The organism is Draconibacterium mangrovi (assembly GCF_010586825.1).
Classification (GTDB): Bacteria; Bacteroidota; Bacteroidia; order Bacteroidales; family Prolixibacteraceae; genus Draconibacterium; species Draconibacterium mangrovi.
In genome coordinates this window covers 107435-123392 of sequence record NZ_JAAAGB010000002.1, presented here as the reverse complement: position 1 = coordinate 123392, position 15958 = coordinate 107435, and the positions used below count along the sequence as shown (strand labels likewise).

Below are 15958 nucleotides of genomic sequence, written 5' to 3'. Positions count from 1 at the left end.
TTCATTAAAGTTTATTCGAAAAAGGCTTCAAGTTTCTTTGTAGAGTTTACTGCAGGTTGCTGGTGTTTTTTTACTATCTCAGAAAAGGTACTTTCCTTTTTCGTTCCATTCCAAAACGAATTGTATTCATCGCTTTTCGTATTATCATGATCTGAGTTTTTCAGGGTAGTTTTCAAACGTGATTGAAGGTTGCTTCTGTTTGTTTTAATCTGGTCCAGTTCTTTCTGTTTTTGGTCCAGTTCCTCTTTAACCTGCGTTTTTTCTCTTCTACTTGCTCCATCATACCGTTCCTGTATGAAGGCTAAATCCTTCTCTGTTATCGAAATTAATTCGTCGAGATTCGCTACCTCTTGTCTAACCGGAATATCCTGTACGTAACTCTCACGTCCTTCAATAGGCCGGGCGATTGTATTTCCATTTTTGTCTGTTGACAGTTGAAAAGCCTGGCTGATAATTTGCTTTGCCATATCCTCTTTTTCTGCCGGAGTATATCGTCTGTTACCAGGATCGGGAAATAATTCATCCGGGGCATCGGTCATCGAATAGAGCAAATCAGTATAAGGTGTTTTTCCAGATGAAAGCTGCCAGCTTCCATTATCAAGCTGCTGGGTATACACAGGATTTTGCGTAGTCTTCCCAGACTTAGTGTTGTAGTAACTATTGTCCTTACGGGCCGCAAGTTCGTTTTCTCCCAATACCGTTTTTCGATTCGATGAATTGATTTGAGCTTCCAGGAGCCGGTACTTTTCACGTTCTGTCGCGGTGAGTGTTTGGTCGTTTTTGCGTTCCAATATCCAGTTCAATATTTCATTGTTGCGACGCTGATCCCAAAGTTCTTTTGCTTTGCGATTTCGCTCAACGGTTGATTTATAGTTTTGGAATTGCTGGTCGCGTTGACGTTGATACTTCGTTCCAACCATTGCATTCGGATTGGCTGTGCGTCCCTGTAAACCTTCGCCAAATGCGTAGAGTGCATCGGCCCAACGCGCACGACGTTGTTTTCTTGCCGATTCTTGCAAGTCTTTATAATCGATGTCGGGAAGCGGCTCTTGCGGAGCTTCTCCAAATGCCTCAGAAAGGCCCTTGACGCTTGTGGCTAAATCCTCGGAATATATCTTGTCGGCTGAAATGCTTAGATCCTTTTTCGTTTTTGCGTTCAAAGGCTGTTTTAAAACGTTATTAAGATCAAGCCCCTGGCTTCGGGCTTCGGACGTTAGTTGTTCATAGTCCTTATGGTTACGCCGTATTTCTCGTCGGGAATCGGAGGTTGGTGTTCGTTCTGCCATCGCTTCAAGCTTCACCTCTGGCTTGCCGGAAGTTTTCACATTCGCTTCTTTACTCTTAATTGATTTTAATTCTTCTGGTTTCATCTCTGTATTTTTTATGGTTATTGCTATTGTAAAATGTTGTCTTCTATTTCTTCGGATAAAAAGGGACTGTAATTAATCACTTCACGCATCTCAGACGTATCAATGCCAATCCGTGTTAAGTTGTAATACACTGCCGACCAAAAAATCAAATCCGGAGGAAAGCTTCCATCTTCCATTTGCGATAGAATGTTGAAATAGAATTCTTGATGCAGCTCCTTTGGCAGTTTGTCGGTTCCCTTTTTTATCATTTCGAGATAAGAAAGGCTTTTTAGAATATCGGCTTCTTCTTCCGATGTTAAACTTCCTTCTTCAAACTGAAGCAGGAGCCATTCGTAAGCATCAGCGCGTAATACTGTATTCGTGTGGTATTTTTCAATTACTTCTTTCATTCTTTTATCCCGTTTAATAAATCTTCCAGATGACTTAAATCTTCAAATTGCACTTTCATTTTCGCATCCTGGTAAGCCCCAAAATGCTTCATAAACTGATCTGAAATTGCTCGTTTATCAATTAGCTTCACCTTCTTCAAGTAACCGATCTTTTCACGGTCTTTCCCTTTACCTTCAAACAGTTCTACGACTTCGAAACTTGCAATACAAGCTGCCTCTTCTTCTGTCATTTCTTCGAAGTTTTTCATTGTCCCGTCCTCTTTCATTATCGACTTCAGGTTAAACCGTAGCCAGCGGGCCATTTCTCGTAATACTTCATCCAGTATAACTTTATTGCGGTCCCTTATTTCCTCCTGAATTTCTTTTACCCTTAGTGCAACCTTAGTGTTCTCCATTAGTTTTGACGAATTAACCCAAATAGAATTATTAGACATTTTTGCGCAACTATAAGCCTTCCGATAGGCATCGGCGTAAGTCTTTCCTTCAGCAACTTCTTGTGCAAATAATTCTTGTTTGTGTGTCAATTCCATTTAATCCGCAGTTATTATTTTTTCTATTTCGTGTTGCAGTTCTTCGCTTTCATCCAAAAAGTCTTTTAATAGGCTGGTGTCAACACCCATCTGAGTAAGATTGAAATAAATCAGAGACAACGCCATCGGAAGCATTGGGCAATTCCCACTTTTGAGTTCAGTTAAGAGCCGATCACAGAAGTACTGCTGTCGGTCCTCAGGAATTGATAAAACCTGTTTCTTTATTCCTTGGAGTTTCTTTAATTCATACAAAATATGATCTTCTTCCTCCGGTGAGAAATACCCTCCATGTACCAAACGCTCGATTGTGCCTTGAAATAAATATGACATAGAGTCGTTATTCGGATCAATCTTATTTAATTCCATATCAGTCGGTATAATATTGATGATTCTACTTCTTTTCGTAATTCTTTACTGGTGTTGATGGTCACCATCATTTCGATTGTATCTATACCAATTTCTTTGAAGAAGTGACACATTGCGGACCACCCAAGCGGATGAACCGGATAAATGTCCTCTTTCATTTCTTTTAATATTGTTCGATAAATCTGCGTTCTTCCCGCTACGGGAATACCACGAATTGCTGGTTCAATCCAATCCAGTTCGACAAGCATTTCTGATACCGCTTTCGTTTGATCAGGAGTAAATCCTCCTTTGATCAAGCAAGAAATGGTATGGGAGTATAAATCAGATAAGAGCACATTTTTATTGCCTGTATGTAATTGCGTTAGTTTCATGCTAATTGTTTATCGAGTTCGTATTGTATAGTTAGTTTGCCGAAAGTCATAAACAGAGCATTGCGCCACACTTTTAATAGTTCTTTGTCGGCTTCAATAGCTTCAATGTCTTTTTGTTTTCCGCGAATTACAAAGGTTTTGTTCTCGAGTTTTGCCGGCCGAATAAGAAGGAATTTGTTGTAGTGGTCAGTGTTATTCTTCAGTATTCCGAACATTACTTTCCATTTTGTTAGCAATTGTTCCGGGCAATTTGCGCCTTCGGTAGTTTTGTTTTCCCAATTCTCAGCAACCGATTCTACTGATTCAATATCAAGACCGCGAGCATTTTTCCATCCTACTCCTTCGTAGTGGTTGAAGAAGGCGTTAGTAACGGCAATTGGATTATTAAAATTCTTGAAATAAAAAATTTCTAAAACTGAAAAAAATCTCTGTCTAAAAAGAGAATTCTTGTTGTTCTTATCTTTCTTTTCATTCTTGTTATTATCGGGTAGGGGTTGGTTCTGCATTGGTTCTGCATTGGTTCTTTCAATGGTTCTCCCAATAGTTCTTTCGTAATTCCTCGGAGTTTGGTAATAATCATATTTACAAATAGTTATAAGCACACCACCGAGTTCTTTCATTGTGGTTATTCGCCCGGTATCTCGTAAAAACTTCATAGCCTTCTTCGTGTGATTTTCGTTATACATTTCTTTTCTATAACCTACATACCAGGCCAAATCTTCACGGATTGATTTGTAATCCCGAAACAACTGTCCCCTACTAATGGTGTGTCCTGCATATTTATTATCTGCACTATTTGCTTCTCTAAGTAGGTAGTGCCATATTTCTCTAACATAAGGAGGAGCTTTTGAAATATCACTCTCCTTAATTTTTCGTGGTTGCAATATGTATCCACCTTCAATCATTAGAATAGATTTAGCTGTTTAAACTTTGATTTTCGGAGCCTATCAAATTCCGCTGGATTAGTAGAGAGCAAGTGTGCAGAATGCTTAGTGATCGGACATTTCACCTCATCGATCGATTCAACCAGTAAACCATCCTTTTGCCAGCTCCTTTTGTATCTGCATGCGGCTTCAACCGGTATTCCCATTGCTTCACAAATCGCTTTTTTGGTTGCGGTCACATGTTGAAGTGCAATAAAGAATAGCTTGTCTTCTCCAAATTCCAATTTTAACTGGAAGAAAGATTTACCAGTTCCACGCTCTACTTGTTCGCGTAGGGCATTTACGAAAGAATTACTATCGGCGATATTTTTTAAGGTATCAATTGACTTCATAACACCATTATTTTAAAGGCTGGATAGAAGCTTCTACCTCTGACCACTTCAGATATACTCGATTCCCTATTTGCCATCCTCTGACAATACCTCTCTTTCGCCAATTATGAAGCGTCGACTTATCGACATGCAGTCTCTTGGCAGCTTCATCTAATGGAACATATTCTTCGGGTTGCTTAGGCTGGAAATCACTTTTTAAAGCCTCAATCTCTGCTTTTATCTCTTGAAGCTTTTCATCCAGTTCTGGAGGTAGATGGATAAAAATTTCCCCTTTCATAGTTCTTCCTCCCTTTCTTTTGATTTCTTCACTACAGTACATGGAGGCTTCATGACCGATGGCCTGTCGTTAGGGAAGTGTGTAGTCAGACAGGCATTTACACTATCTACGATTAATGCCTTAAATTCTGATTTTGATACCGATAAAAGAATTGTTTCTTTGCTCATAATTAATGGTGTTTCAACTAATTCACGAGCAAGTAAAAGAATGTTATCTACCTGTAATTACCCTTGGTAAATAATGTGCTTTAAGAAATTAGACTTAGCAGTTTGGTATGATATTTTTTATAGGCGGAAGTTTCGATATTTCTCAAAGTCTTTCCATCAATGCCCATATTTAAGCCTGGAATAAGCTCATTTAGGATAGACACAAGTTCTCTGGAATTATCCTTTTGGGGTAAGTGCCCTCGTAGTTTTAAGACTTCAATCCAAGCAGTAATAGCTCCCTTGCTTCTTTCTCCAAGATTATATTGCCCTTCTTTATTAATTATTGGTGGTTGAACGTCTCTGAGGGCACTCAGATGCGGATTGATCAAATCTACAGATATATCAGTTTTATTGGGTTTCGTGCTTATCTTTGCAAACTTATTGGTCTGTTGTATCTCTTGGAGATACCTTTGTTTCTTTTTTTGGGCAAACTCAATATTTTCATAAGTACGTGAGCCAGTAATCCGTTTTAAATCATGCCCCCCTAAAAGATATTTTAGAATCGGCTTATCACTTACCAAATGTGGCGAAAATGGTTTTGAATTAGGAGTTACTGAATGGCAGGAGGTTTTCTGTACATATCCGATAATTTCATCCGCAAAATCCTTTGGCTCCGGATCTTCATTAGGATATTTTGCTTTGAATTTTTCGAACTCAATTTTTAAATTGTTTTTAAACACTGTAAAACTACAGTATGGCCATAGATAATCATCTTCGGCAGAATTATGAAACAACTCATTTATATCGTCTTTTACCTCCGTTAACTTTTCTTCTGGATAATAAAGATAATTACCTAATCCATCATTTCTAAATGAATTTAATTTTGCTATGAGTTTTTTTAAGAAATCGTCCCAATCTTTCATAAGAAAGTTTTACTATTTCATTTGATTATTTACAATCGGACGTAAATCAAAATTCACTGTGACATCAAGTGCGGCTGCTATCCGGGTTATAGTTGCCAGAGTAAGATTAAACTTTCCGTTTTCTATTTTTGATACTTGTCCCTTTTCTACACCTAAGCGGTCGGCCAATTGCGATTGAGTTAACTTGTTCTTTAAACGTAACTCTTTAAACTGTTGTGCAAGAGCAGTCTTTAATTCCTCATCGTGTGGTACTGTTTTCATAATCCTTAAAAGTATTAAAGGTTGCAATTAACTACAACCTTTTAAAATGAATGTTATAAACATGATGTCCACCAGTTAATTAACAATTAGAAGCTTCCAACGTGCCTTCATAACTACTAAGAGCAATAAGAGAATTTGTTCTTACATGGAGATATACTCAACCTCATCCTTAAACTTCATCCATCCTTCTTTTTGGATTGCCATTTTTAACGCAACAAATTTTTGTAAATCTTCAAGGAAATAGCGCTCCCAAACATCCTGTGCTGCATTATTCTGACTGTCAATTTCCTTTAGCTTCAAATAAAGCACCTCGCGCTTGTTCCGAATCTTATTTGAAGCCATTGCGTTTTGATCGGCCGTATATCCCTGTGCTCCTTCACCAAAAGCATAAAGCGCATCGGCCCACCTGGAACTTCTCTCTCGCCTGACAGAATCATAAATCTCATCAATTAAATATTGCGGTGGATCTGTTAATTCCGGACCGTCATACTCTTTCACGAATTCGGAAATATCCTTCTTTATTTCAGCCGGAGCTATCTTCAATACTGTTTCGATGATATTGTCTTTATACTGTTTCGACAGGTTCCCGGAAGTAATGCTTTTAAAATCTACATCGTAGTATATTGCTTCTCGCTGGATGATTATTTCGAGTTTCTCATTCTTCTTTGCTATCTTCTTTTGTGTACTGCAGGCAAATGTTGCAAAGATTAGAACAACGATTAAAATAAGTTTGGTAAAAGTTTTCATGATTAGTTGTTTGGTTAGCTATGTAATTAATTTGCTTTTCCTAATACTGTCATTTGAGGTTCTTTCTTTTTATTGGCAGCTTGTTTACTCCAATATTCAGCGACCTGCAGTGCACTATCCGAACTACTTTTGCCGATATAAGCTAAAAATTGTTGTTCTGTCGAATGTGCCGTTATGTCCTTAAGTAGAGAGGTAGGAATCTCACCATAAAAGTTTGATGCAAAAGAGCGCCTACAAATGTGTGAAGAAACTAATTCATGCTTCGGAAACATTCCAAACTGCTTCCGTGTTATTTTGGTTTCTTTATCCTTTACCATCTTCCCTCCGTAGGTTGCCTCATCGATACCGGCAATTTCGCAAACATCCTTAATGTGTTTATTGAATTTCTGATCTGCTATTTTCTTTGGAAACTTACCATTGTTCTTTTTTAAAATCGCTTTCACTTTTTCATGGACCGGTATCATTACTTGCTTTCCGGTTTTTTGTTGTTTAAGGCTAATCATTTCCATTCCCGATACTGTTGTAAGGTTCTTATGCGTTAGGTTCAACAAATCACTAACACGTTGTCCAATATAGCATCCAATTACCAACCAGTCTTTGGCATTATTCAATGCTTCACGTTCAAAGGTCTTATTTTCTATTTTATCAAGTTCTTCAAATGTTAGGTAAATAACATCCCGCTTAACGCTGTATCCCTTAACCGCATGAAAGTTCTTGTGGGTAAGCACTTCATTATTGCTGGCAAAACGGCAAACTGTTTTTAAATGCTTCACATACCGGCCAGATGTATTTGGATTCAGCTTATCCACTTCGAATAAGTATTTCTCAAAAGCTTCTACCCACTTCGGGGAAATATCCGCAACTTTAAACTTCTTCTTGGTATACGCCTGGTACTGTTCGATCTTAGTCTTTAATGATTTCTGTTTTTGGATGGTTGCTGCACTTGCACCAACCTTCCCATTATTAAGTTTCTTCCGTGGAAGGAAGTCTACATAAGCTTGAATTTGATAAACCAGACTGTCAACATCAACTTCCTCAACCTTCCCATGATGCTTATCAATCTGCTCCTGGAGCCACTCAACATTCACAGTTACTCCATCCTTTACAGCTTCGTTGTAGCTTTCGAATACCGAATCAGAGAGTTTTTTAAGCTTATCTCTCATCGCCTCCTGCTTATCCTCTATAGTTCTGGCAACTTTCGGAAAGCCTACTTTCTCGACAACAGAATACTTCTTCCCTGATTGTTTCGCCTTTTTATCAGAACTCCATTTATCAGGATCGATGACATAACCCGATTTACGTTTAATTACTGTTCCTCTTCCAACAGAAAGTCGTAAATAAATATTTGCTGGATTTCGTTCACTTCGTAGGTAATATGCGACGGTTGCCATTGATTAGATTTTTATCATTCAAACACTTCCCCAATTTAGGCATAAAATTGAATTTGGGCAACCATTGGGCAACCAAATTTAAATAACATTCAATTTTATTAAATTTCATTAAATATAGCAAACACCCCCACAAACGCCCCTTTCATTGATTTTCACACCCTTTTTAGAGGATTTAAAGGCGTTCTAAAACACTTCGAAATGGATAGTTTCGGGTTCGCCAGGAACCTCAACAAAAGAGAGCAATAACGGCTCTCTTTTTTATTTCAGATAATCAATTGTTTTAGCTTTAAAACCCTTAATCAAACCGCAAATGCGGAATCCTGTTTTGGTTCTTAGTATTACTGCACGCATTATCTCCATTCAATAACTTCTGTTCTTCCAAGGAGAATTACACCATTACCACTCCACCATTTTCTTTCTGATTAATTCTTAGTAAATTTGAAGGAAGAGCATTTTTGCCAAAAATGATTTCACGCGGAATTAGAAACAACACTAAATTCTGCAGAAAATCTAAATCATATTAAACCAACTGTAATGAATGCAAAAATCGAATTTACTTTAAACGGAAAAAATGTTTCGGTGGAACTGGAAGAGTCGAAAAAGCTGCTTTGGGTTTTGCGAACACATTTCAACTTAACAGGTACCAAATATGGTTGCGGCGAAGGGTATTGCGGCGCCTGCACCGTTCTAATCAACAACTCGGCAACCCGGTCGTGCGCCACCACTATTGGCGATGTAGCCGGCAAAAACGTTGTCACGATTGAGGGACTTGCGCAAGGCGAAAAGCTGCATCCGGTGCAGCAGGCATTTGCCGACCATGATGCACTGCAATGCGGCTACTGCACTCCGGGCATGATAATGAATGCTGTGGGATTACTAAACAACCAGCCAACACCGAGCAGGGAAGATATCATTTTGGGAATGGAAGACAACCTGTGTCGTTGTGGTGCACACAACCGTATTCTGGATGCGATTGAAGCCGCTGCAAACAAAATGCAAAACAGCAAATGATTTAGCTTCTATGTATTCACTCCTAAAAAATGACAACATGGATAAGGCAAAAAATATTCAGGATTATATAGAAGGACACACCCCGGCCAACACCATAAAACGCCGAAACTTTATTCAACTGCTAGGCGGAGGTATTTATGTTTTCTTTCATGCCGGAGCAGCGCTAAAACTGATGGCAGCTGAAGGCAATCAACGGCAGTTACCCGATGATTTTAATGCTTTTCTGCGTATTCATGAGAATGGAAAAGTATCGTGTTATACCGGAAAAATAGAGATGGGCCAGGGTGCAAATACCGGTCTGGCCATGATGCTGGCCGATGAGCTGGATGTAGCGTACAAAAAAGTTGAAATGGTAATGGGCGACACAGACCTCTGTCCGTGGGACATGGGAACTTTTGGCTCTCTCACAACCCGCATGTTCGGGCCGTCGATGTTGGCCGCTGCAGCAGAAGCGCGCCAGGTTTTATTGGAACTGGCTGCGGAAAAACTGGGTACAGAAGTGGACAAGCTCGAAGTTGCTGAAGGTGTGGTTTTTGATCGCGGTAACAGAGCGAAAAAGGTAACTTACGCGCAACTTGCTAATGGGCAACGCATTGAACGGGTTGCGAAAAAAGATGCTACCGTTAAAGATTATTCGAAATACAAAATAATGGGCAAGCCGAAATTCCGTGCCGACAGCATGGAAAAGGTTACCGGAAAAGCCAAATATTCAGGCGATTTGCGTTTGTCTGGAATGCTTTATGCCCGTTTATTACGTCCGCCATCACACGGTGCAAAATTAATTTCGGTGGATACATCGGAGGCTGAAAAAGTAGATGGAGTTCAAATTGTAAAAGATGGCGACCTTGTGGCTGCTTTGCATGAAGACCCGGAAATGGCAGAAAAAGCACGAGGCTTGTTCAAAGCCAAATTTGAGGAAGCGGACAAACCGGTTAATAATGACAACATTTTCGATTACCTAAAGGAACGTGCACCGGAAGGAAATGTAAATATAAACGAGGGTGACCTTTCAAAAGGAGAAGAACTGGCAACTTCGGTTTTTAATACCGAATTCCACGACGGATACGTTGCCCACTCGCCCATGGAACCTCACACTGCAATGGCATATTTCGATGGTGATAAAATGACCGTTTGGGCCGGAACACAAACACCGTTTCCAGCACAATCAAATATCGCCAGGATATTGGGAATGGAAGCAGAGAAAGTTCGCGTGAAACCTCCGTATCTGGGAGGTGGTTTTGGTGGGAAATCGGCCCACGGGCAAGCCGTTGAGGCAGCAAAACTGGCAAAACTAACCGGTAATCCGATTATGGTTGACTGGACACGGGAAGAAGAGTTTTTCTATGATACCTTCCGTCCGGCAGCAGTTTTAAAAGTAAACTCGGGAATCGACGACGAATGCAAAATTACCTTCTGGGATTACCACGTTTATTATGCCGGGGACCGCGGCTCGGAAACCCTGTACGATGTGCCACATCAGAAAAGAACGGTTTACGGACGTGGATGGACAGCCCCGGGAATACATCCTTTCGACACCGGAGCCTGGCGCGGACCGGGCAACAGCACCAACACCTTTGCACGCGAAACGCAGGTGGACATTATGGCTGCCAAAGCGGGAATGGATCCGGTTGAGTTCAGGTTAAAAAACCTTAAAGACCAACGAGCTATCGATGTGCTAAAGGCAGTGGCAGAAATGGCCGACTGGAAACCAGCGAAATCATCATCGGGCAGAGGATTTGGCGTAGCCATAGGTTCTGATGCCGGAACCTATGTTGCGCACATTGCCAAAGTTGATGTTAACAAAGAAACTGGTGAAGTGAAAGTTTTAAAGGTTTTGGTTGCTCAGGAAATGGGGTTTTGTGTAAATCCGCAGGGCGCAACCATTCAGATGGAAGGCTGTATAAACATGGGGTTGGGTTATTCGCTGAAAGAGGTTATTGAGTTTGAGGGCGGAAAAGTTATAACCAAAAATTTCGACACCTATGAAATTCCACGGTTCTCGTGGATACCGGAAATGGAAACTAAAATTTTGCAAAGAACCACGCCTCCGCAGGGAGGTGGAGAACCGGCAATTGTTTGTATGGGAGCCGTAATCGGAAATGCTATTTACGATCAGACGGGAGCCCGATTACTTGAAATGGCAATGACTCCTGACAAAGTACTTCAGGCTTTGAAAAATGTATAATCATTAAGTAGAAATAATCCTACGAATTACAATTTGTCACTTTTTAATAGAATCAACCACAAAACCTGGATTCCAGCGCGATTAAAACCTGGAATCCTTTTTTTTATCCGTATTGCTTGTTTTCGCATATTTGTAATCAGTAAGAATGTTGTCGTGATTCGGATGCGCTAATAAATCCGAAACGCTTGCAATTAAACAGATATGCTTTAAATGAAGATCGCTCGAATAATTTTATTCTCGCCACTTGCTTTCATCAGGCTTTTACTGGTGCTGTTTATGAGTGCTTATGTTACCATAATCGGGTGGTTTTGGCTAAAAACAAAAGGTTTTAGTCGGCGCATGCAACAGTGGGTGGCCGGCACCTGGGGGCGCACCATCCTTTTTATTTGCGGAATTAAAGTGGATAAAAACGAAATTCCCCAAGCTGGTAATTATATTCTAATGCCCAATCACCGGAGCTACATCGATATTTTTATTGTTGCCGCAATGACACCCGCAGCCATGGTTGGAAAAGCAGAAATAGCCACATGGCCTTTTGTGGCTTTGGGAGCACGTGTTACCAACTCGATTTTGGTTGACCGGAAAAATCAGAAAAGCCTTCTGCTGACGATGAAAAAAATAAAAGAATCGGTTGATGGCGGAATCCCGGTAATTCTTTTTCCTGAAGGAACAACTTACAAAGGACCGCTTACCAAAAAGTTTAAAAACGGTAGCTTCAAAATTGCGGCCGATGGGAACATTCCTGTTATCCCGATGGCAATTGATTTTAAAGATGTTGATGATGCCTGGGTTGACAAAGACACTTTTGTGGGGCATTTTTTCCGGCAGCTGGGGAAACCTCTTACTCACGTTACTATTCGTTATGGCGAACCTATTCTAGACAACGATCACAAACAGTTGCAGGAAAAGACCAAGGAGCAAATTGAATCGATGCTGAAATCTATTCAGTCGGCTTAACCTTCTTTCTTTGAAACCAGTAATACACCGGAATACCCGAAAGAGCTGTTAAAACAGCAATACTCGACTCAACTGGTCGCTCCAGGTACGCAAGAACTAAAATGGCCGTACTCACCAAAATAAAAAACAGCTGAACATACGGATACCCCGGCAAACGCAGCCTCTGATGTTCCGATCGTCGTAATTTTATATTACCGGCCACCGCTATAATCGGAAAGATTCCCAATGAAAACCCCATGTAGGTTAAAATCTGCTCGAAAGTACCCGAAAGAACCAACACAATAGCAATTCCTGCCTGCAACAAAATAGCATTAGAGGGCACTTTATGTTTCGGACTAATTCGGGCCACTGACTGAAAAAACAAACCATCGCTGGCCATCTTATAATAAACCCGCGGTCCCAGAATAATAAATGCACTTAACGACGAAAAAAGAGCAAACGAAATAAGTAATGAAACAATGGTTTCGGCAGTTGCACCAAACGCCATACCGGCGGCTAAACCTCCAATTTCAGGTTCGTTTCGCATTTGCGATGCCGGCACTGAATACACAAAAAACAGGTTCAGCAAAATATATAAAACGGTTACCGTTAAGGTTGAAATAAGTAAGGAACGAGGTATTACCTTTCCCGGCTCCCGAATTTCGGAACCGATGTAAGTTGCCGAGTTCCACCCGCTGTAGGCAAACATGATAAACATTAGCGAAAGACCAACTGCTTTCCAATTGTCGAACGAAAACTGAAAGGGCAAGGCCGGGTGTACATTTTGCATACTTCCATTGCCCAAAAGCAAACCGGCAATTATTAATCCTACTACCAAAAGTATTTTTAGTAAGGTGAGCCAGTTTTGCACCCTGGCGCCAAGCACTATCCCGCGCGAATGCACAAAACTAAAACCAACGATAACAAGAATGGCCATACAACGGCTAAAATCTTCCACGCTGAGGATTTCATTTAGCATCAGCCAGTTTTGCAACTGAGGAAACGCCCAGGTAAAATATTTTGCAAAGCCGATTGCCGAGGCAGCAATGGGTGCCGAAAAACCAACAATGAGCGATAGCCAGCCACTTAAAAAGCCCAGCATTGGCGAGTACAGTTTTGAAATAAATACATATTCGCCACCGGCTTCGGGAAAAGCAGCTCCCAATTCGCCAAACGAAATGGCTCCGCACAAGGCTACCAAACCGCCAATTCCCCACAAAATCAGCATAACAACAGGGTTCTGCAAAAATCCCATTAAATAGCCGGTTGTAGTAAAAATTCCGGCACCAACAATATTGGCAATAACGATATTTGTTACAGAAAATAAGCCAAGTCGGCGCTCCAATTTCTTTTGCAGATTATGCAAGATGAGTTCGTTTATTTTTTAAAACTTTTTGATATTCCGGAACGACTGGATCGGTCGATAGTTGTATCGTAAGTTTCCAGATTTTCAATATAGCGAAGAAACTCACCAATGCCATTCACCATTGTTGCAGTGTTGTGAGCAGTAAAACAACCTCCTTTTTTCAATTTTGGATCCATCGCAATAAAGTAGTTTTTGTACCAGTATTTATCCGCATCGCAGAAAACAAAGTCGTACACTCCTTCTAATGCCGGCACTAACTCGTGTGCATCGGCCAGTCTAACATCTATATATTTTGAAACACCGGCTTTACGGAAGTTTGCCTTGGCCTGTAAATATCGGGTTTTATCAATCTCAATCGTTGTTAGCTTTCCTCCGGTTTTGCTCATTGCCCACGCAATCCAAATGGCAGAGTGACCGGTTGACGTTCCAATTTCAACGGCCGAAGTGTAGCCATTTTCAACAATAATATCGTAAAGAATTTTCCCATCTGTTAAAGGAACATTCATATCGCGCCATTCGCTGGCGTTTTTCTCAAGAAAAGCTTTTACCTTTTTGTCGAGAGAATTTTCTGTTTCAGGATATTGACCACAAGCTGTAAATGCAGCCAGAACTCCCAATAAGCATAGCATAAATAGTCGGTACTTCATTATCGTAAATTGAAATCAGTATTGGCTTTAAAGCAAGCAAGATAATAAATTCTCCAAGAAAATATTAAAGTTTTAGGATTTCGGCGTGTTCTAAAATAGTTCTGTCAATCTAAAAATCTTATCATTTAAGCATAACATAATTTTCATGTATTCGATTACCAACGTATCAAATCATCTAAATTCATAGATAAAAGAATAAATTATTTTGTAATTGTTTTTTTTATGCTTGAGAAAACATATATTTGTAATGCATTTGGGATTCATCCCATATTGTGTGTTTGGGGGTTAACATTTAGGAAGGAGACTGTTGAGTCTCCTTCTTTCTTTTTATACTTTCTGTAAAAATCGCTATTCTTCAACCTTTTAGCATATCTCAAACGCCCTGCTAACCCAATTACATTCAGTGGCTTGTAAGAGGTCATTATGAAAATTGTTCTTTTTTTCTACATTTGTGCCGAATTAAAATAATTTAGAATGAAAACAGCTGAAATACATACTTCAAAAGGAGTAATGAAAGTTAAGTTTTACGAAGAAGATGCCCCGGGAACTGTTGCTAATTTTATTAAGCTTGCCGAATCGGGCTTTTATGACGGGCTAACTTTTCACCGTGTGATCCCTAACTTCGTTATCCAGGGAGGATGCCCTGACGGAACCGGAGCTGGTGGACCAGGCTATTCAATTGATTGCGAAACAAGCGGGAACAACCAATACCACGACAAAGGTGTTCTGTCGATGGCACACGCAGGGAGAAATACCGGTGGGTCTCAGTTTTTTATCTGTCACAACCGTGAAAACACGCAACATCTCGATCGTCATCACACTTGCTTCGGACGCGTTTTTGAAGGACTTGATGTAATCGACGACATCCGCCAGGGAGATGAAATTGAAAAAATAATTATCTCGGAAGAATAGTTTCACCAAAGATAAGATCAAGGGAGCCATTTACAGGCTCCCTTTTTTTATGCACAATTTGCTACTTATTGTATTTCCTTCTCAGGTTGTTTCGAATCATGCTTAATACGACATAAAAACACACCTTTCTTTTATCGTTTCTAAGCATTTCAAATTACAAGGTTCTGTTTTTATTCGTGTATCAGCACTATTCAAATAAATTAGATAAAGATGCACAAATACACACAAACCCCTCATTAACTAAATCTTACACAACATACCTTCACCGCATCACACCATTACTAGTCTTTAAAAACAATTGTAATTTAACCCTTCCTCATTATTCAACTATTTGACTCGAAAAGTTTAGTTATTAAAATTGCAAAATTTATTATTTAGCTATTGCAAATGTCGTTTCCATCCTATTTATTTGTTCGTGTAATGTAGAAGTAAACTCTAACTATAGCGAAGATTAAAACCAGTAATCTTTTGTCCTATTAAATTTTATTTTCACAAACTTAACTGGTATAAAAATGGCAAATAATAAACCGAAGGTAATTAAGGATTACAGCAAACTTGATAAGGATTTACAGGAGCAGATTAAGCTAATATATGCGGATGGTTTTGCTGACAACCTTATCCATTTTTTTGATAAAACCGGGCAGAAAATTACGGTTTTACCATTTGAAACGGAAGACAAGTATTACATGTTACGAATGACCGAAAACGAAGCCGTTGCTCTGGTTGATGAGGACGACGATTACGACGATGACGGATTCTTAAAAGACGAGGTTAAACAAGATTACGAAGATAAATATTCGGACCTCGACCACGTTGCGGATCAATTGGAAGATTAAAACATAAAAAAGCAGGTA

19 protein-coding genes are annotated in these 15958 nt (G+C 39.9%); 5 read left to right on the top strand and 14 right to left on the bottom strand.

Features of this window, described 5'->3' with window-relative positions; genetic code table 11:
* Positions 1 to 11 precede the first annotated feature (11 nt).
* The 12 genes from G4420_RS07535 to G4420_RS07480 form a co-directional block, all read right to left on the bottom strand.
* Entirely contained in the window at positions 12 to 1370 is a 1359-nt protein-coding gene (locus G4420_RS07535) for a hypothetical protein (RefSeq protein WP_163322989.1), read from the bottom strand.
* Between the two features lie 23 nt (positions 1371 to 1393).
* Positions 1394 to 1759: a hypothetical protein gene (locus tag G4420_RS07530; protein ID WP_163322988.1), complete on the bottom strand. Its 366-nt coding sequence runs from the start codon at positions 1757 to 1759 to the stop codon at positions 1394 to 1396.
* A complete protein-coding gene (locus tag G4420_RS07525) occupies positions 1756 to 2289 on the bottom strand; it encodes a terminase small subunit (RefSeq protein ID WP_163322987.1) in 534 nt (177 codons plus the stop codon). The genes G4420_RS07530 and G4420_RS07525 overlap by 4 nt, the downstream gene beginning before the upstream one ends.
* On the bottom strand, positions 2290 to 2655 hold the full coding sequence (locus G4420_RS07520) for a hypothetical protein (RefSeq protein WP_163322986.1): 366 nt from the start codon (positions 2653 to 2655) through the stop codon (positions 2290 to 2292).
* The gene (locus G4420_RS07515) at positions 2646 to 3026 is read right to left on the bottom strand and encodes a hypothetical protein (protein ID WP_163322985.1); all 381 of its coding nucleotides are present in this window, start codon (positions 3024 to 3026) and stop codon (positions 2646 to 2648) included. The genes G4420_RS07520 and G4420_RS07515 overlap by 10 nt, the downstream gene beginning before the upstream one ends.
* Positions 3023 to 3931 (bottom strand): hypothetical protein, encoded by a 909-nt coding sequence (locus G4420_RS07510; RefSeq protein WP_163322984.1) that lies wholly within the window; start codon positions 3929 to 3931, stop codon positions 3023 to 3025. The genes G4420_RS07515 and G4420_RS07510 overlap by 4 nt, the downstream gene beginning before the upstream one ends.
* Entirely contained in the window at positions 3931 to 4302 is a 372-nt protein-coding gene (locus G4420_RS07505; protein WP_163322983.1) for a hypothetical protein, read from the bottom strand. The genes G4420_RS07510 and G4420_RS07505 overlap by 1 nt, the downstream gene beginning before the upstream one ends.
* Positions 4303 to 4309: 7 nt before the next feature.
* Entirely contained in the window at positions 4310 to 4579 is a 270-nt protein-coding gene (locus G4420_RS07500) for a helix-turn-helix domain-containing protein (RefSeq protein ID WP_163322982.1), read from the bottom strand.
* Positions 4580 to 4826: 247 nt separating this feature from the next.
* The gene (locus G4420_RS07495) at positions 4827 to 5648 is read right to left on the bottom strand and encodes a hypothetical protein (RefSeq protein WP_163322981.1); all 822 of its coding nucleotides are present in this window, start codon (positions 5646 to 5648) and stop codon (positions 4827 to 4829) included.
* A gap of 12 nt (positions 5649 to 5660) precedes the next feature.
* On the bottom strand, positions 5661 to 5909 hold the full coding sequence (locus G4420_RS07490) for a helix-turn-helix domain-containing protein (RefSeq protein ID WP_163322980.1): 249 nt from the start codon (positions 5907 to 5909) through the stop codon (positions 5661 to 5663).
* Between the two features lie 141 nt (positions 5910 to 6050).
* Positions 6051 to 6656, bottom strand: coding sequence for a hypothetical protein (locus G4420_RS07485; RefSeq protein WP_163322979.1), 606 nt, complete (start codon positions 6654 to 6656; stop codon positions 6051 to 6053).
* Between the two features lie 26 nt (positions 6657 to 6682).
* The gene (locus tag G4420_RS07480; RefSeq protein WP_163322978.1) at positions 6683 to 8047 is read right to left on the bottom strand and encodes a phage integrase SAM-like domain-containing protein; all 1365 of its coding nucleotides are present in this window, start codon (positions 8045 to 8047) and stop codon (positions 6683 to 6685) included.
* A 534-nt stretch (positions 8048 to 8581) separates the two neighbouring features.
* Between G4420_RS07480 and G4420_RS07475 the strand changes: the two genes are divergently transcribed.
* The 3 genes from G4420_RS07475 to G4420_RS07465 all read left to right on the top strand — a co-directional run bounded on the left by G4420_RS07475 (position 8582) and on the right by G4420_RS07465 (position 12200).
* The gene (locus tag G4420_RS07475) at positions 8582 to 9058 is read left to right on the top strand and encodes a (2Fe-2S)-binding protein (RefSeq protein WP_163322977.1); all 477 of its coding nucleotides are present in this window, start codon (positions 8582 to 8584) and stop codon (positions 9056 to 9058) included.
* A 37-nt stretch (positions 9059 to 9095) separates the two neighbouring features.
* Positions 9096 to 11243: a xanthine dehydrogenase family protein molybdopterin-binding subunit gene (locus G4420_RS07470; RefSeq protein ID WP_163322976.1), complete on the top strand. Its 2148-nt coding sequence runs from the start codon at positions 9096 to 9098 to the stop codon at positions 11241 to 11243.
* 210 nt (positions 11244 to 11453) lie between these two features.
* A complete protein-coding gene (locus G4420_RS07465) occupies positions 11454 to 12200 on the top strand; it encodes a lysophospholipid acyltransferase family protein (RefSeq protein ID WP_163322975.1) in 747 nt (248 codons plus the stop codon).
* Here the strand turns inward: G4420_RS07465 and G4420_RS07460 are convergent.
* Both G4420_RS07460 and G4420_RS07455 read right to left on the bottom strand, forming a co-directional pair.
* Positions 12184 to 13545 carry an APC family permease gene (locus G4420_RS07460; protein ID WP_163322974.1) on the bottom strand — a complete coding sequence of 454 codons (1362 nt, stop codon included), beginning with the start codon at positions 13543 to 13545 and terminating at the stop codon, positions 12184 to 12186. The genes G4420_RS07465 and G4420_RS07460 overlap by 17 nt on opposite strands.
* A gap of 11 nt (positions 13546 to 13556) precedes the next feature.
* Positions 13557 to 14192, bottom strand: a complete 636-nt coding sequence (locus G4420_RS07455; RefSeq protein ID WP_163322973.1) for an O-methyltransferase — start codon at positions 14190 to 14192, stop codon at positions 13557 to 13559.
* A 474-nt stretch (positions 14193 to 14666) separates the two neighbouring features.
* Here G4420_RS07455 and G4420_RS07450 point away from each other — a divergent pair, with 474 nt between their 5' ends.
* A complete protein-coding gene (locus G4420_RS07450) occupies positions 14667 to 15104 on the top strand; it encodes a peptidylprolyl isomerase (RefSeq protein WP_163322972.1) in 438 nt (145 codons plus the stop codon).
* Positions 15105 to 15616: 512 nt separating this feature from the next.
* Positions 15617 to 15940 carry a hypothetical protein gene (locus tag G4420_RS07445; RefSeq protein WP_045032193.1) on the top strand — a complete coding sequence of 108 codons (324 nt, stop codon included), beginning with the start codon at positions 15617 to 15619 and terminating at the stop codon, positions 15938 to 15940.
* The last annotated feature ends 18 nt before the right edge of the window (positions 15941 to 15958 follow it).